Below are 15,484 nucleotides of genomic sequence, written 5' to 3' on the forward strand. Positions count from 1 at the left end.
TTCCGTTGCGTGCGGGTGCCTACTTGCTGCGGGGCTTGCGCAGGTGCGCCACCGGATCGGCGTCGAGGGAGACCGCCCTCTTGGCCTTCTTCGCCGCGCGCTGCTCCTTGATGGTCTTCGACGGCTTCTTGTGGGTCTCGGGCTGGTGAGGCTGCTTGTCAGGCATGTCAGAGCTCCTTTGATCGTCCCCCGATTCACACGACGATACGCCGGTAGGATGCTGGGCACCATGCCTCCTTCCAACGCACCTGCATCGTCCCCCTCGGCCGTGAGGATCGACTCCTGGCTCTGGGCCGTGCGCGCCTTCAAGACCCGCTCGGCCGCCACCGCCGCGTGCCGAGCCGGACACGTCCGGCTCAACGGCAACCCGGTCAAGGCCTCGCAGACGGTGGTCCCGGGAGACACGATCCGGCTCCGCCAGCCCGGATTCGAGCGCATCCTCGAGGTGCACGTGCTGATCGTCAAGCGCGTGGGCGCCGAGGCCGCGTCGAGGTGCTACACGGACCACACGCCCGAGCGGCCGCCCGCGCCGTTCCTCGGCCTGCCGCAGCGCGACCGCGGGGCGGGGCGGCCCACCAAGAAGGACCGGCGTGAGATGGAACGGCTGCGCGGGCAGCAGATGGAGTAGTCCTCTGAAGGTCTCCCCGGAAAGATCTGACAGGATCGGAGGATGACCTCCACTCCTCGAACGATCGCCGGGACCGGTGTGGGGCCCGTGGGCTTCGGCTGGATGAACCTGAGCCAGTCCTATGGCCCCCTGCCGTCCCGCGAGGACGCCGCCAAGCTCCTCCTGCACGCGCTCGACGCCGGCGTGACCCACTTCGACACCGCCACCATCTACGGGGCGACCGCCAACGAGACCCTCCTCGGCGAGACGCTCGCGGCACGCCGCGACGAGTTCTTCCTCGCCTCCAAGGGAGGGATGTCCTCGCAGGACGGGCGCCGCGTCATCGACGGTCGGCCCGAGACGCTCCGCGCGCACGTCGAGGCCTCCCTCGCCCGCCTGCGCACCGAGAAGATCGACCTCTACTACCTCCACCGCTGGGACCGCTCCGTGCCGATCGAGGAGTCCGTCGGGGCCCTCGGCGAGCTCGAGCGCGAGGGCAAGATCGGCGCCGTCGGCCTCTCCGAGATCGGTGCGGACACGCTGCGCCGCGCCCACGCCGAGCACCCCGTCGCCGCGCTGCAGAACGAGTACTCCCCGTGGACGCGCAACCCCGAACTGGGCACGCTGGAGGCGTGCCGCGAGCTGGGCATCGCGTTCGTCGCCTTCAGTCCCGTGGGCCGCGGCGCCTTCGGCGGGGTGCTGCGCGACCCCGCCGGGTTGCCGGACTGGGACCTGCGCCGGTCGATGCCGCGCTTCGCCGCCGAGCACTGGGCCGCGAACCTCTCCCTCCTGGACCGCTTCGCCGGGATCGCGCACGGCGCCGGCTGCTTGCCCGCGCAGCTCGCGATCGCCTGGGTCCTCTCCCGCGGCGAGCACGTCATCGCGCTGCCCGGCACGCGCAGCGCGGCCCACCTCGACGAGGACTTCGCGGCGGGGTCCCTCGGTCTCCCCGCCCAGGTGCTCGCCGCCGTGGACGAGCTGGTCAACGAGCGCACCGTCTCCGGCGGCCGGTACGCCCAGGCCGCGCAGGCCGACGTCGACACCGAGGAGTTCCAGACCGCCTGACCGGCCTCGGATCCGCTGGGCACCGCTGGGCGCCTGCAGGGGACTTCTCCCCTGCTGACGGACGACGGCGTTGCGTACGCTGGCGTTGTCGGCCCACCGGGCCGCGCGGAGGGGGATTGTCGTGGGACGGTTCGTGGGGGGCGCCGTGCGGGCGCTCGTGGCCGGGGGCTCTGCCCTGCTGCTCGCCGTCGGCTGGCTCGCGGTCGCCTCGGGGGCGCTGCTCGTGTCCGCGCCGGCGGCGCTGGCGGTCCCGCCCATCCAGGTGGTGGTCGAGGACACCGCGGGAGCCCTGTACCGCCCGCAGCTCGATCCGGCCCTCGCGAAGATCTCGTTCTATGAGCCCACCAAGGTCGTGGTCTTCACGCGCGCCGGCACGGCGGCGGACAACCTCAACGAGGAGGTCCTGCGCTACGCGAGGGCCAACCACCCCGAGTGGATCAGCGCCGACGGGCAGAAGTGGGCGGACGGGCTGTTCATCTTCGCCGTCGACACGACCGGGCGGCATGTCGGGACCTACTTCGGCGAGGACCGCAAGGTGAGCCTCGACGAGCAGAAGGCCATCCAGGACGACACCAAGGACCTCTTCCGTGCGGCCCAGTGGACGGACGGGACGATCGCCGGCGTGAAGTCGGCGGCGTCCCGGATCGGGCGCCCCTGGTACCTCTCCCCCGCGTTCCTGATCGGCGGCGGGATCGCCGGCGTCGTGGTGCTCGGCGGCGCGGGGACGTGGGCCGGCGTGCGGGCTCGGCGGCGGCGGAAGTTCGCGGAGGCGCTCGCCTCCGGGGACCGGTCCTACTCCTCGGTCACCCTCGCGCTCGAGGAGACCGAGCTCAACGCCTCGACCATCCCCGCCTCGTCATCCTACGGGGGCCTGGTCCTCGAGCGGTGGGAGGGCTTCCGGGCCAAGCACCGCGAGACCACCCGGCTCCGGGACCGCCTCACCCCCATGACGGCGCGGGAGCGCTCGAGGTCGGCCAGCCTGAAGGAGGCCCGCAGATACGAGGAGCTCGCCCAGACCCTCGACGGGCTCGACGATGCGATCGCGGACACCAACTCGATCCTGAACCGGGGCGCGAGCTGGCGCTCCGCGTGGCAGCGCCAGACCGGGGACCTCACCGGCCAGCTCGACGGGGTGGACGCCATGCTCGCGGCCACGACGACCGCTGGCACCCCCGAGAGCGCCAAGGCGCTCGAGTCCGGCGTCGCCCTCGCCCGGGACGAGCTCGAGCGGCTCGGCGGCGGTCTCGAGGACGGGTCCCTCACCCCGGAGGCGGCACTCGACGGCCTCAAGGCCCAGCGCGAGCGCATCGGCGAGCTCCTCGGGGCGCACGCGGAGGCCGTGGTCGACGCGCACGCCAAGAACCAGAAGGAGCGGGACCTCATGCACCGCAAGCTCGAGGCGTCCACGCGGTCCTGGCGCAGCACGCACCGGACCCAGGGCAGCATCCTCGACGTCGCCTACCCGCAGCTGCCCGTGGTCAGCATCATGAGCTTCAACACCGGCATCGCCGCGGGCTATTCGGCTGTGGACTCCGCCCGTTCGTCCTCCTCGAGCACCGGCTACGGCAGCAGCGGAGGGAGCTTCTCCGGTTCCGGCAGCTCGTCCGGCTTCTGACTCAGGCGCCCTGGAAGCGCAGGATCCGCTCGATGGCCGCCTCGACCGCCGGCTGGCCCGCCGCGAAGGAGAGGCGGACTGCGCGGGATCCGTGGACGGCATCGAAGTCGGTGCCCGGCACGAGTGCCACCCCCTCGGCCTCGAGCAGCGCCCGGGCGTACTCGCGGGAATCTCCGAACCGGGCGAGCTGGTCGCCGAGCTCGGCATAGAGGTAGAATGCGCCGTCGGCCGGTGCGGCCGGTCCCCACCCCAGGGCTGGCAGCGCGTCAAGCAGCGTCTGCCGGGTGCCGGCGTAGCCGGCGACCCACGCGTCGGCCTCGGCGTAGGACTCCAGGGAGAAGGCCTCGACCGCCGCGAGCTGGGACGGGGCCGGCGGGCACAGGGCAACGTTGCCGGCGAGGGCGTCCACCGCCCCGACCAGTTCCTGCGGCACGAGCATCCAGCCGAGCCGCCACCCCGTCATGCCCCAGTACTTCGAGAAGCTCGAGATCACGATCGCTTCCCGGTCCAGCTCCCACGCGCACACCCCGCGCGGGCTGTGCACATCGGAGGCCGTGCCCGCCCCGGGGTAGGTGATGCCGTGGTAGATCTCGTCGCTCACGAGCCGGACGCTGTTCGCCGAGCACCAGTCGCTCAGCGCGGTGAGCTCGTCTCGGTCCACCATGGTGCCCGTCGGGTTCGCGGGCGAGGCGAGCACGAGGCCGGCGAGGGGCCCGCGCTCGGAGGCGGCGGCGTCGAGCATTGCCGGGGTGGGCTGGAAGCGCGACTCGGGGCCGGCGTCGAGCTCGACCACCTCGCACCCGAGCGCGGCAAGGATGTTCCGGTACGCCGGGTAGCCGGGGCGGGCGAGCGCCACCCGGTCCCCGGCCTCGAAGGCAGCGAGGAACGAGAGCAGGAAGGCGCCCGAGGACCCCGTGGTGACGGCGACCTGGGCGGGGTCGACGGCGAGGCCGTACCACCGGCGGTAGTGGTCGGCGATTGCCGACCGGAGCTCCGCCGTGCCCAGTGCCGGGGTGTACGTCAGGGCCCGGCCCGATGCGTGGATCTGCGCGGCCTTGGCAGAGACCGCGGAGGGCGCGCCTCCGGAGGGCTCTCCCGCGCACAGGCTCACGACGTCGCGGCCCTGGGACCGCAGCGCGTCGACGCGGGCGAGGATGTCCATGACCGCGAACGGCGGCACCTGCGAGCGGGACGAGGCGGCGAAGCGGGAGCTCATGCGGTCCAGCTTGTCACACGTGCAGTGCCCGGGGGCCGGTGGCTCGGCGGAGGGGTCGGGGCCTCAGGCGAGGCTGAGGAACATCTTCTCGAGCTCGGCCACGTCGCCGCCGCGCTCAGGGTTGGCGAGGCACTGCTGCAGGTTCGTGGCGATGATGCTGAATCCGGCCTTGTCCACGGCGCTCGAGACGGCGGAGAGCTGCGTGACGATCGCCTTGCAGTCCTGGCCCTCCTCGAGCATGCGCACCACGGCGTTGAGCTGGCCCTGGGCCCGCTTGAGGCGGTTGATCGCAGCCCTCATGGACTCCGGCTCGACATTCATGGTGTTCCTCCTTCTGGTACGCCCTTCGCGACAGGCACCTTCAAGTGTACCCCTGTGGGTATCTGATTCATACCCCCTGCGGGTATCATTGGGCAGAGGGGGAATCGGGGCCGAGCCCGCGGAAGAGACGGCAGGCCGCGCCGCCCCGGCTGATGGTTTCCATAGTTACTGTTAGGTAAATTGGGGGTACCGCGAGGCGCCGAGCCATGGTGGGAGCCCCCCTTCCCACCATGGCCCGGGGCCCCCACGGTCCCTCCGCGCGGCGGGGCCCGGGGCCCCCACGGTCCCTCCGCGCGGCGCCCGTCAGCGCGCCACGACGATGCGCCCGCGGACCGAGCGGCCCTCCTGCAGCGCGTGCGCCTCGGCGGCGTCGTCGAGCCTCAGCGTGGCGGCGGTGCGGACTACCGGCCGCCCCCGGGCCAGGAGCCGGTTGACCGCACGCGCCGCGGCGGCGAGGTCGTCCACCGAGGCGTTGCTGATCGCGAAGCCGCGGACGCTGGCGTCGCGCGTGTAGAGCGCGCCCACCGGCAGCGGCGTCTGGGCCGCAAGCCCCGCCATGACCACGATGGTCCCCCCGGGCCGCAGGAGGGGCACCGCCGCGGGCAGGTCGTGGTGCCCGCTCGTGTCGAGCCAGACGTCGATCCCCTCCGGCGCGGCATCCCGGATCAGCGCGGGCAGCTCCGGATCCCGGTAGTCGAGGACCAGGGCCGCTCCGCACGAGGCCGCCCACCGGTGGTCCCTGGGTGCGGCGGTGGCGATGACGCGTGCCCCCGCGGCCGCCGCCAGCTGGACTGCTGCGCTGCCCACGGCTCCGCCCGCGCCGCCCACGAGCACCGTGTCCCCGGCGGTGAGCCGGGCCCGGCGGAACAGCCCGAGGTGCGCCGTGGCCGTCGGGTGGAGTGCCGCCGCGGCCTCTCCGGCATCGACGTCCGGGGGAAGGTGGTAGAGCCTCTCCGAGGCGACCACGGCGTACTCGGACCAGGCGCCCTGGCGGCCCGCGTGGCCGAGGCTGTTGGTCCACACCCGGTCGCCCAGGGCGAATCCTTGGGCGCCCGGGCCTGCTGCCGCGACGGTGCCCACGAGGTCCCGTCCGATCACGAACGGGAAGGCCAGCGGGGTCCGGTAGGCCCCCGACCGGACGAACGTGTCCACGTGGTTGACCGCGCTCGCCTGGAACTGCACGACGACGTCGGTGGGCCCGGGGCGGGGTGTGGGGAGCTCGCCGATCTCGATCCGGTCCGTGCCCCCCGTCTCGCGGATGAACGCGGCGCGCATCGTCGCGGGCAGATCCATGGCGTGTCCTTTCGACGCTGCCTCAGGGTAGCGTGGCGGCATGCAGGTTGCTCTCGTCACAGGCGCTTCGAGCGGGATCGGCGAAGCCACCGTGCGCGCCCTCCTCGGGGCGGGATACACGGTCTACGCCGCGGCCCGGCGCGTGGAGCGCATGGAGGACCTCGCGCACGACGGCGCGCGCCTCCTCGCGCTCGACGTCACCGAGGACGCCTCGCTCACCGACGCCGTCCGGAAGGTCCTCGGCGAGACGGGCCGCATCGATGTGCTCGTCAACAACGCCGGCTACGGCTCCTTCGGCGCCCTCGAGGAGGTCCCGCTCGAGGAGGCGCGGCGCCAGTTCGAGGTCAACGTGTTCGGCCTGGCCCGCCTGACCCAGCTCGTCCTGCCGGGCATGCGGGAACGTCGCTCGGGGACGATCGTGAACGTCTCCTCGATGGGCGGACAGTTCTACGAGCCGCTGGGCTCGTGGTACCACGCGACCAAGTTCGCCGTGGAGGGCCTCTCTGACTCGCTGCGGATCGAGCTGCGTCCCTTCGGTGTCCGCGTGGTGGTCATCCAGCCTGGCGCCATCCGGTCCGAGTGGAGCTCGATCGCGCGCAGCTCCCTCCTGGCGGTGTCGGGGAAAGGCCCCTACGCCAAGGGGGCACGGCGGGTGGCCGGGGTCATGAAGGCGGCGTACATGCCCGGAATGGCATCCCCTCCGGAGGTCGTGGCCGGTGCCATCCTCCAGGCCGTCGAGTCAGCGCGGCCCCACCCGCGCTACCGCGTCGGAGCCGGCGCCCGGCCGCTCCTGGCGCTCCGCAAGGTCCTGCCCGACCGGCTGTTCGACGGGTTGGTCCGCGCGATCTACCGGCACTGAGGCGCCCCCGGCGCACGGCGTCGCTTGTATTCGCTTTAACGCATGTTACGGAGCACGACATGGACGAGCTCGACGGACAGTACGCAGAGATCGAGGGACGCGGTCTGGTGACGTTCATCCGCTCCTACGAGGCCAGTGCCGGTCAGCTGTGGGCGGCCGTCGCCACCCCCGAGGGACTCGGCGCGTGGTTCCCCTCGCAGGTCGCAGTGGATGCCGGGGCCGGAACCGTGTCCTTCAGTGGCGACCCCCGAGCACAGCCGAGCACCGGGAGGATCCTCGACTGGGAGCCGCCGACCCGGTGGGCGTTCAGCTGGGGCGGGGACCTGCTGGAATTCGCCGTCGAGGGGACCGAGGCCACGGCTGAGCTCACCCTGCGGAACTGGCTCGCCGATTCGGCGGCTGCCGCGCGGAACGCCGCCGGCTGGCATCTCTGCCTCGGTGCACTGGAGAGGGCGCTCGGAGGGACTCCCGCCGCGGGACCGCCGGCCGGGTCCGGGACCCAGCTCGACTGGCAGACGCTCTACGACGGCTATGTCGCCGCAGGGCTCCCGAGCGGCGCGCCCATCCCGGGCCAGACCCCCTAGCTCCCCTCCCGTTTCGGGTACGCATCTCGTCACCCCTCAGCCGTTTCGGGTACGCATCTCGCGGCGGAATCGGCTCATCGGGTACGCCGGGGGGCGGCCCTTCCGCTACCCGCCGGAGCCCTGCGGCGGTGCCTGGTGGGGCCGCTTCTCCTTGCCCTTGGCCTTCCCCGGCTGCGGGGCGGGCACGGTCGCGGCGCCCGGGGACGTCAGGGCGGGGTCCGTGGCGGCGGGCCCCACGGACCCGCCGGGAGCAGGTGCAGCGGGTGAGGACGGAGCGGGCCGGACCGGCGCCGACGGCAGCATGGCCGCCCGGAGGGCCAACGGCACGACGACCAGGAGCACCGCGATGATCCCCACGACGACCGCGGCCCTCAACAGGGGCCGGCCCTGTGTACGCGTCCGCCCGCCAGGCCTCGCGGGTGCGGGCGTGGCCGGCCGGCTGAACGGCGCGACGCCTCGGGCCGTCGCGGGGGCATCCTGGCCAACGATCGGAGTCCGGGCGGTCGTGGGGCGCGTCTCCCCCGCGGGGAGGAGGCGTGTCGGCGACGAGGGGGCGGCGGGAAGGAGGACCTCGGTGGCCCCACCCTGCACCGGGCCGGGCCCGGCGGCAGGCAGCTCACCGCGGAGGATGCCCAGGACCTCGGCTGCGGTGGGGCGGTCTGGCGCTTCGCGGGCCGTCATGCGCGCCAGCAGGGTGGCCCACGGTTCGCCCAGCTCCTCGGGGATCTTGGGGGAGCGCAGAAGGCGGGCGACGGCGGCTTCCACGGCGCCGCCGGTGAATTCCATCGAGCCCTTGAGGCATTCGAGCAGCACCAGGCCGAGGGAGTAGATGTCCGAGGCCGGTCCGACCTTCTCGCCGCGCGCCTGCTCGGGACTGAGGTAGTTGGCAGTGCCGATCGTCGTGTTGGTGACCGTGAGCCGCGAGGCGTCCGTGAGCCGGGCGATGCCGAAGTCAGTCAGCTTCGCGGGCCGGCGCCGGCCCGGTCCCGGGTCGGGGACCAGGATGTTGGCAGGCTTGATGTCTCGGTGCACGATCCCCAGGGCGTGGACGCAGGCCAGCGCTCCGGCGAGGTCGAGACCGAGCTGCCGGACGTCGTCGTGCGTGAGCGGACCGGAGGCGAGCCGCTTCCGCAGGTCGGTGCCGTGCACGAACTCCATGACCAGATAGGCCACGTGGTGGGTGCCGTCGTCCTGGGCATCGGTGCCGGCGTCGTAGAGGCGGACGAGGCTGGGGTGGTTGAGGCGGGCGAGGACCTGCATCTCGCTCCGCCGGCGCTCCTCCCGGCGGGGATCGGAGGCGTGGGCGCGGAAGGTCTTCACGGCCACGTCGCGGCCCAGGACTTCGTCACGGGCCCGATGGACCGTGGCCATCGCACCGCTGCCGGCCAGCTCGAGGAGACGGTACCTGCCGCCGACGAGGACGGGGTCCGGCCCCGTGTCGCTCTCGGCCACGTTGTGCCCCTCCTCGCCCTGCCGCATCCGGTACATCAAGCCTAGTGGACTGGGCTGCTCGGGCGCTTCCTTCGCGGGGACGGCCGCGAGGGCGCCGACGTGGCATCGGCGCCCTCACCCCTCAGAAATATGAACATAAAGCCATGCTTCTACCGATACATGCCGCGACGGCAATGCCTAACCGTGAATCACCTGTGGCTGACCGAGGGCCTTCAGTCCTTCGGCACCGAATTCGAGGCCGTAGCCGGACTGCTTGGCCCCGCCGAAGGGTGCCATCGGGTGGACGGCGCCGTGGGCGTTGATCCAGACGCTGCCGGCCTCGAGCCGTTGGGCAACCTCGCGGGCGGCGTCGGGGTCGGCGGACCAGACGGAGGCGCCGAGGCCGACCTCGAGGGCGTTGGCCATCCGCACGGCCTCGTGGACCGTGGAGTACTTGATGATCGGCAGGGCGGGGCCGAACTGCTCCTGGGCCACGAGGGGGTTGTCGTTGTCGATGTCCGCGACGAGGGTGGTGGGGTAGAAGTGGCCGGGCCGGGTCTCGTCGGGGTCGCCGCCGAGGAGTATCCGCGCGCCGGAGTCCTTGGCGGCCTGGACCAGGTCCTTCACGATCGTGTACTGGGCCTGGTTCTGCAGGGGCCCGAGGACGTTCTGCTCGTCGAGACCGACGCCCATCGGCACGTTGCGGGCGTAGTCGGTGAGGGCGGTGCAGACCTGGTCGTAGATGTCCTCGTGGACGTAGAGGCGCTTGAGGGCGGCGCAGGTCTGGCCCGTGTTGATGAATGCGCCCCAGAAGAGGCCCTCGGCGATGGCCTGCGGGTCGGCGTCAGGCAGGACGATGCCGGCGTCGTTGCCGCCGAGTTCCAGGGTGAGCCGCTTCACGGTGTCAGCGCTGGAGCGGATGATGGCCTTGCCCGTGGCCGTGGAGCCGGTGAACATGACCTTGCCGATGGCGGGGTGCTCGGCCAGGGCGGAGCCGATCTCGCGGCCGCCGGCGACGACGGTGAGCAGGCCCTCGGGGACGGCTGCGTTGATCACCTTGACCAGGGCCAGGACGGACAGGGGGGTGTACTCGCTCGGCTTGACGATGACGGCGTTGCCCATGCGCAGTGCCGGGGCGACCTGCCAGACGGTGATCATCATGGGCCAGTTCCAGGGGCCGATGGCCCCGACGAGGCCGATCGGCCGGTACTGCAGCACGGCACGGGTGGTGCCGTCGTCGACGACGGTCTCGGGCTCGAGCGCCGTGGCGGCCGCCGCGCGGAGCCACGCCGCGCAGGCGCCGACTTCGAAGCGGGCGTTGGGGCCGTTGAGGGGCTTGCCCTGCTCGCGCGAGAGGATCCGGGCGAGCTCCTCGGCATGGGCCTCGACCGCCTCTGCCGCAGCGACCAGCGCGGCGGAGCGGGCCTGGTGCCCGGCCGCGGCCCAGGCCGGCTGCGCCGCCTTCGCGGCAGAGATGGCGGCCTCGAGGTCGGCCACGCCGTGCACGGGAGCGACGCCGACGAGCTCGCCCGTGGCCGGGTCGAACATCTCCGTCCCGGGCGCACCAGGTGCCGGAGCAATCGCTTCCAGCAGGGAATCCTTGGTCTGCAGGGTCTCCATCGAGTCCTCCTCATCGAGTGCTGTGTCCTTCCCAGAGTGCGTTCGGCTCCGGGGGCGCGGCTTGGCGTGGCGTGATCGCCGCTTGTCCATCGGTGCACGCTTGGGTGGACGGCTGCGCAGGGCCTCGTACCCGAAACGCCGAATGGGCGACAAGATACGTACCCGAACCGGGGAATCGGCGACGAGATGCGTACCCGAAACGGGGGAGGGGTAGCGTGGGCGCGTGTCCGAGTTCCGCCACCTGAGCGTCCCCATCGGCCTGTCCCCCCGCGCCGTGTCCGCGTTTGCGGGCGACCCCGCCAACCTCCCGCGCTGGGCGGCGGGACTGGCCGCGGGCATCCGCGAGGAGAACGGGCGCTGGCTCGCCGATTCGCCCCTGGGCGCGGTCGAGGTGCGGTTCGCCGGCGATACCTCGGCCGGCATCCTCGACCACGAGGTCCTGTTCCCGGACGGCACCACCGTGCTGAACCAGTTCCGGATCCTGGCCGACGGGCCGCACAGCCTCGCCGTCTTCCACCTCCGCCGCGAGGAGGGCGCGACCGACGAGGCGTTCGAGTCCGACGCCGCCGCAGTGCTGGCCGACCTCGACACCCTGCGCCGGCTGCTCGAGGACCGCGCGTGTGTTCCCCCCGGCCGCAGCGGGTAGCAGCGGGAGGACAGCACCCGACCACGGAAAGGGCCGACCGTGACCCAGCAGACCTCCCTCGTTGCCGTCGCGTGCGCCGACGCCGGCGCCGTCGACCTCCTCACCCTCGATGCGCAGACCGGGCAGCTCGAGCCGGCGCAGCGAATCGGTGGCCTCGACGGCGCCGCAGCCCTCGCCCTCGGGCCCGACGGCACGCTCTACGCCGGGTGCAACGGCGACCGGCCGCGCGCCGTCGTCCTCGACTCCGACGGCAGGACCGGCGAGGAGCGCCCCCTTCCCGCGTCGACCTGCTTCATCGCGGCAGCCCCGGACGGCCGCGGGCTGTTCAGCGCCTCGTACGGCGAGGGCCGCCTGGACCTCGTCCCCCTACCGGGAGCCGCGGACGACGCCGGCCGGGTCACCTACGCGACCGGGCGCAACACGCACTGCGCGGCCGTCAGCCCCGACGGGCGCTTCCTCTACGCGACATCCCTCGGCGACGACCGGGTGAGCTGGTTCCCGATGGACGCGGACGGCTCGGGCACGGGCACGCGCGAGCCCAGCGGGCATGTCGCGGCCGAGCCCGGGTCCGGTCCACGGTACCTGCGGCTCAACCGGGCCGGGGACCGGGCGTACGTGGTGCACGAGCTCTCCGGGGACGTCGCCGTGTACGCAAGGGAAGCCGGGAGCGGCCGGCTCGAGCTCCTCCAGCGGACCTCCGCCGTGGCCGGGCTGGGCCTGGGGCCGGGAGCCGTCCGCTCGGCGCAGACGCCGGACCCGGGGCCCGGCGTGGTCTGGGCCGCGGACCTGCGGATCACCCCGGACGAGCGCTTCCTCTACACGACCGAACGCTCAACCGGAACCCTGGCGTGCTTCGCGCTCCGGGACGGCCTGCTCGAGTTCGCGGGCCGCATCGAGACGGAGCAGCAGCCGGGCAGCGCCGCGATCGATCCGGGCGGCCGGTTCCTCCTCGTCGGGGGCGAGGCCTCGCACGCCGTGACGAGCTACCTGATCGCCGAGGACGGTTCGCTCTCGGCGGTCTCGAGGGCCCGCACGAGTGCCGGTCCTGTAGCCGTCGAATGCGGCCCGGCCGCCTGAGCCCTCGGGCCGCGCCGGCCGGCGGTCACCGTGGCGGCGAGGCCCTGGCCCATCCCCGAGGAGAAGGGCGAGGAGGGCAAACGCCGGCCCGCGTGGTGCGGTTCCTGGCGGCCTCAGCCCCCGAAGGCGAGCAGCGCAGCGAGGGCGAGCATGAGCGCCGCGACGCAGCCGTCCAGCACCCGCCAGGCCGCGGGCCGGGCGAAGAACCCGCTCAGCGCCCGGGCTCCGTACCCGATGAGCGGGAACCACAGCGCGCTCGCGGAGGCGGCCCCGGACCCGAACGCCCAGCGTCCCGCGCCCTGCGCATTGGCGAGCGAGCCGAGGAGCACGAGGGTGTCGAGGTAGACGTGCGGGTTGAGCCAGGTCAGCGCGAGGACCGTCGCGAGCGTGGCCCCGAGGCCCGCCGGGCCGGCCCCACGGGCGGCGTGGAGCGTGCCGGGATGGAGCGCGCGCCTGGCGGCGAAGAACCCGTACGCCGCGAGGAAGGCCGCCCCGATCCACCGGACCGCCTGCAGGAGGAGGGGCGCGCCCTGCACGGCAGCACCGATGCCGGCCACTCCGGCGAAAATCAGCACCGCATCGCTCAGGGCGCACAGCGCCACCACGGGGAGCACCCACTCGCGCTTGATCCCCTGCCGGAGCACGAACGCGTTCTGCGCGCCGATCACCACGATCAGGCCGAGGCTGGCGCCGAACCCGGCGAGGTAGGAGAGGAACACCCTTCGACGGTACGGGCGCATGATATGAAGATCAACTAACCATATCTACAGAGGCATTAGGATCTCTTCATGGACTTGGAGCAGCTGAGGGCCCTCGCCGCCGTGGTGGACCAGGAGACGTTCGAGGCCGCCGCCGACGAGCTGCGCATCACCCCCTCCGCCGTGAGCCAGCGGATCAAGGCCCTCGAGCGCTCGGTGGGCAGCGTGCTGGTACGCCGGCTCAAGCCCGTGGTGCCCACCCCGGCGGGGGAGCGGCTCCTGCGTTCGGCCCGCCAGCTGCTCCTGCTCGCCGACGAGGCGCTGCTCGCCCTCCGCTCGGAGCAGGCGCACGACGCCGCCCGGCCGGGTTCCGCCCGCGGAGTCACCGAGCTGCTGCGGGTCCCGATCGTGGCCAATGCCGACTCGATTGCCACCTGGCTGCCCCCGGCGATCCGCGAGGTGGCGCTGGGAGGCCGGATCGCCATCGAGCTGCTGCGCGACGACGAGCATGCGACGGCGGACCTCCTCCGCTCCGGCGACGCGGTCGGCGCCGTCACCGCGGATCCCCGGCCCGTCCAGGGCTGCAGCGTGCGCCCGCTCGGGACCATGGTGTACCGGGCGAAGGCCTCGGCGGACTTCGCCGCGCGGTGGTTCCCCCGCGGGGCCACGGCCCAGGCCCTCGCTGCGGCGCCCGTCATGCAGTACGACCGCAAGGACAGCCACCAGCTCGCGCTCCTGGCCAGGGTGGCGCCGGAGGCGACGCCGCCGCAGCACTTCATCCCCGACTCCGTGCAGTACGTCGAGGCCGTGCACGCCGGGCTCGGCTGGGGCATGGTGCCGGATCAGCAGGACCCGGGCGGCGACCTCGTGGAGCTGGCCCCGGACTGGCGGGAGGACCTCAGGCTCTACTGGCAGTCGTGGACGCTCGACTCGCCCGGCCTCGCAGAGGTCGGCGAGGCCGTGGTGCGCGCCGCCGCCGTGCTGCGGCGGTGAGGCGCGCCTCCGGCGGCTCAGTCGTTGAGCGGGATGCCGTGGGCGTCCACGCGGAAGTAGTCCGTGCGGGCGAGGATCAGGATGCCCTCGACGAAGCCCCAGATGCCGATCGCGAAGCTGAGGATGCCCAGCGAGAACAGCCCGAGGAAGAGGCAGCCGAGGAGCTGGATGAGGCCGATCGCCGTGTAGCCCAGGTAGAAGCGGTGGATGCCCAGGCCGCCGAGGAAGATGCCGAACAGGCCCGCCGCGACCCTCGACTTGGGCTGGCGCTGGACGACGACCTGGGGGTAGGGAGACGGGTAGGACTGGGGTGCGTAGCCCTGGCTGCCCTGCGGCGGTTGCGCCTGGGGGTACTGCTGGGGGTACTGCTGGGGTGCCGGCTGGCCCTGCAGGTGGGCATCGGGCCCCTGCGGTCCGTAGGGTGAGGGCCGATCGCCCTTGTTCTGGGCGTGGTCGGGGTGCTGCTCGCTCATGGCGGACCTCTCGTGCGTCAGGCTGTGGGACCGCGTCCGGCACCCCTCCCCCCAGAGAGCACGGACAGGCTTGCCATGGCGCGGCAGCACGATCGTGTCATTTGGACATGTCCAAAGCAAGCCGTCGCGGCACGCTAGAGCCGCCGTCCGAACCCCCGGACCGCGAGGGCGAGGAACACGACGGCGAACACCACGGTGATCGCCAGCTCGGTCCAGATCGAGAGCGTCCAGCCGAACAGCGCCACGTCGCTGGGGAAGCGGGCCAGCGCCGCGGCCGGCAGGTTCTGGGCCCCGAAGACGACCGAGCGCAGCGGCGCGACCGCGTACGTCAGCGGATTGAGCCGGGTGAGGATCTCCAGCCACAGCGGCAGCCCGGCGAGCGGGAACAGGGCGCCCGAGAGGAAGATCATGGGCAGCAGCACGAGCTGCATGACCATCTGGAAGCCCTCCATCCGGGTGATGCGGCTCGCCACGAAGACCCCGAACGCCGTGAGCGCGGCGGCCATGACGAACTCGATGGCGATCACCGCCGCGATGGTCAGGACCGTCAGGTCCACCCCGACGAGCGGCGCGAGCACGAGCATGATCGTGCCCTGCCCCGTGGCCACCGTCGCGCCGCCCGCCGTCTTGCCCAGCACGAGCGCCCAGCGCGGCACCGGCGCCACGAGCATCTCGCGCAGGAACCCGAACTCCCGGTCCCACACGATGGAGATCGCGCTGAAGATCGACGTCGACACGACGCTCATCGCCACGATCCCGGGGAACACGAACTTGCGGAAGTCCAGCCCTCCCGTGGTCCCGACGAGGCTGCCCATGCCGTACCCGAGGACAAAGAGGAACAGCAGCGGCTGGGCGAGGCCGGTGAAGATGCGCGACGGCGTGCGCACGTACCGCAGCAGCTCGCGCTGCCAGACCATGCCGATCGTGCCGAGGGAGACCGTGCTGGCGGAGACCCTGCCGCGGGCGCCCGCGCGGGTGGCGGACAT

General features: G+C 72.8%; 17 protein-coding genes. 8 read left to right on the forward strand and 9 right to left on the reverse strand.

Features of this window, described 5'->3' with window-relative positions; genetic code table 11:
• Positions 1 to 19 precede the first annotated feature (19 nt).
• Positions 20 to 166: a hypothetical protein gene (locus ACYVKZ_RS13865; protein WP_307007161.1), complete on the reverse strand. Its 147-nt coding sequence runs from the start codon at positions 164 to 166 to the stop codon at positions 20 to 22.
• A 63-nt stretch (positions 167 to 229) separates the two neighbouring features.
• Here ACYVKZ_RS13865 and ACYVKZ_RS13870 point away from each other — a divergent pair, with 63 nt between their 5' ends.
• From ACYVKZ_RS13870 to ACYVKZ_RS13880, 3 genes are all read left to right on the forward strand, one after another.
• Entirely contained in the window at positions 230 to 628 is a 399-nt protein-coding gene (locus ACYVKZ_RS13870) for an RNA-binding S4 domain-containing protein (RefSeq protein WP_460992827.1), read from the forward strand.
• 42 nt (positions 629 to 670) lie between these two features.
• On the forward strand, positions 671 to 1,672 hold the full coding sequence (locus tag ACYVKZ_RS13875) for an aldo/keto reductase (protein ID WP_460992828.1): 1,002 nt from the start codon (positions 671 to 673) through the stop codon (positions 1,670 to 1,672).
• Between the two features lie 121 nt (positions 1,673 to 1,793).
• A complete protein-coding gene (locus ACYVKZ_RS13880; protein WP_460992829.1) occupies positions 1,794 to 3,287 on the forward strand; it encodes a DUF5129 domain-containing protein in 1,494 nt (497 codons plus the stop codon).
• 1 nt (position 3,288) lies between these two features.
• Here ACYVKZ_RS13880 and ACYVKZ_RS13885 read toward each other — a convergent pair whose 3' ends face one another.
• The 3 genes from ACYVKZ_RS13885 to ACYVKZ_RS13895 form a co-directional block, all read right to left on the reverse strand.
• The gene (locus ACYVKZ_RS13885) at positions 3,289 to 4,503 is read right to left on the reverse strand and encodes an aminotransferase class I/II-fold pyridoxal phosphate-dependent enzyme (protein WP_460992830.1); all 1,215 of its coding nucleotides are present in this window, start codon (positions 4,501 to 4,503) and stop codon (positions 3,289 to 3,291) included.
• 63 nt (positions 4,504 to 4,566) lie between these two features.
• Positions 4,567 to 4,824, reverse strand: a complete 258-nt coding sequence (locus ACYVKZ_RS13890; RefSeq protein ID WP_307007166.1) for a metal-sensitive transcriptional regulator — start codon at positions 4,822 to 4,824, stop codon at positions 4,567 to 4,569.
• 303 nt (positions 4,825 to 5,127) lie between these two features.
• Positions 5,128 to 6,117, reverse strand: a complete 990-nt coding sequence (locus ACYVKZ_RS13895) for an NADPH:quinone reductase (RefSeq protein ID WP_460992831.1) — start codon at positions 6,115 to 6,117, stop codon at positions 5,128 to 5,130.
• Between the two features lie 40 nt (positions 6,118 to 6,157).
• Here ACYVKZ_RS13895 and ACYVKZ_RS13900 point away from each other — a divergent pair, with 40 nt between their 5' ends.
• Together ACYVKZ_RS13900 and ACYVKZ_RS13905 are read left to right on the forward strand one after the other, a co-directional pair.
• Positions 6,158 to 6,976, forward strand: coding sequence for an oxidoreductase (locus ACYVKZ_RS13900; protein WP_460992832.1), 819 nt, complete (start codon positions 6,158 to 6,160; stop codon positions 6,974 to 6,976).
• Between the two features lie 59 nt (positions 6,977 to 7,035).
• A complete protein-coding gene (locus tag ACYVKZ_RS13905) occupies positions 7,036 to 7,560 on the forward strand; it encodes an SRPBCC domain-containing protein (protein ID WP_460992833.1) in 525 nt (174 codons plus the stop codon).
• Between the two features lie 105 nt (positions 7,561 to 7,665).
• Here the strand turns inward: ACYVKZ_RS13905 and ACYVKZ_RS13910 are convergent, their stop codons facing one another.
• On the reverse strand, positions 7,666 to 9,048 hold the full coding sequence (locus tag ACYVKZ_RS13910) for a serine/threonine-protein kinase (RefSeq protein ID WP_460992834.1): 1,383 nt from the start codon (positions 9,046 to 9,048) through the stop codon (positions 7,666 to 7,668).
• Positions 9,049 to 9,189: 141 nt separating this feature from the next.
• Positions 9,190 to 10,602 carry an aldehyde dehydrogenase family protein gene (locus ACYVKZ_RS13915; RefSeq protein WP_460993182.1) on the reverse strand — a complete coding sequence of 471 codons (1,413 nt, stop codon included), beginning with the start codon at positions 10,600 to 10,602 and terminating at the stop codon, positions 9,190 to 9,192.
• A 232-nt stretch (positions 10,603 to 10,834) separates the two neighbouring features.
• Between ACYVKZ_RS13915 and ACYVKZ_RS13920 the strand changes: the two genes are divergently transcribed.
• Positions 10,835 to 11,257 carry an SRPBCC family protein gene (locus tag ACYVKZ_RS13920; RefSeq protein WP_460992835.1) on the forward strand — a complete coding sequence of 141 codons (423 nt, stop codon included), beginning with the start codon at positions 10,835 to 10,837 and terminating at the stop codon, positions 11,255 to 11,257.
• Positions 11,258 to 11,296: 39 nt separating this feature from the next.
• A complete protein-coding gene (locus ACYVKZ_RS13925; RefSeq protein ID WP_460992836.1) occupies positions 11,297 to 12,334 on the forward strand; it encodes a lactonase family protein in 1,038 nt (345 codons plus the stop codon).
• 113 nt (positions 12,335 to 12,447) lie between these two features.
• On the opposite strand, the gene ACYVKZ_RS13930 is transcribed toward ACYVKZ_RS13925, so the two are convergent.
• Complete coding sequence (locus tag ACYVKZ_RS13930) at positions 12,448 to 13,074, reverse strand: LysE/ArgO family amino acid transporter (RefSeq protein ID WP_460992837.1); 627 nt, start codon at positions 13,072 to 13,074, stop codon at positions 12,448 to 12,450.
• 48 nt (positions 13,075 to 13,122) lie between these two features.
• Here ACYVKZ_RS13930 and ACYVKZ_RS13935 point away from each other — a divergent pair, with 48 nt between their 5' ends.
• A complete protein-coding gene (locus tag ACYVKZ_RS13935; RefSeq protein WP_460992838.1) occupies positions 13,123 to 14,025 on the forward strand; it encodes an ArgP/LysG family DNA-binding transcriptional regulator in 903 nt (300 codons plus the stop codon).
• A 17-nt stretch (positions 14,026 to 14,042) separates the two neighbouring features.
• On the opposite strand, the gene ACYVKZ_RS13940 is transcribed toward ACYVKZ_RS13935, so the two are convergent.
• Both ACYVKZ_RS13940 and ACYVKZ_RS13945 read right to left on the reverse strand, forming a co-directional pair.
• Complete coding sequence (locus tag ACYVKZ_RS13940) at positions 14,043 to 14,498, reverse strand: TM2 domain-containing protein (protein WP_460992839.1); 456 nt, start codon at positions 14,496 to 14,498, stop codon at positions 14,043 to 14,045.
• A 134-nt stretch (positions 14,499 to 14,632) separates the two neighbouring features.
• Positions 14,633 to 15,484 carry an ABC transporter permease gene (locus ACYVKZ_RS13945; protein WP_460992840.1) on the reverse strand — a complete coding sequence of 284 codons (852 nt, stop codon included), beginning with the start codon at positions 15,482 to 15,484 and terminating at the stop codon, positions 14,633 to 14,635.

Source organism: Sinomonas soli, assembly GCF_054782415.1.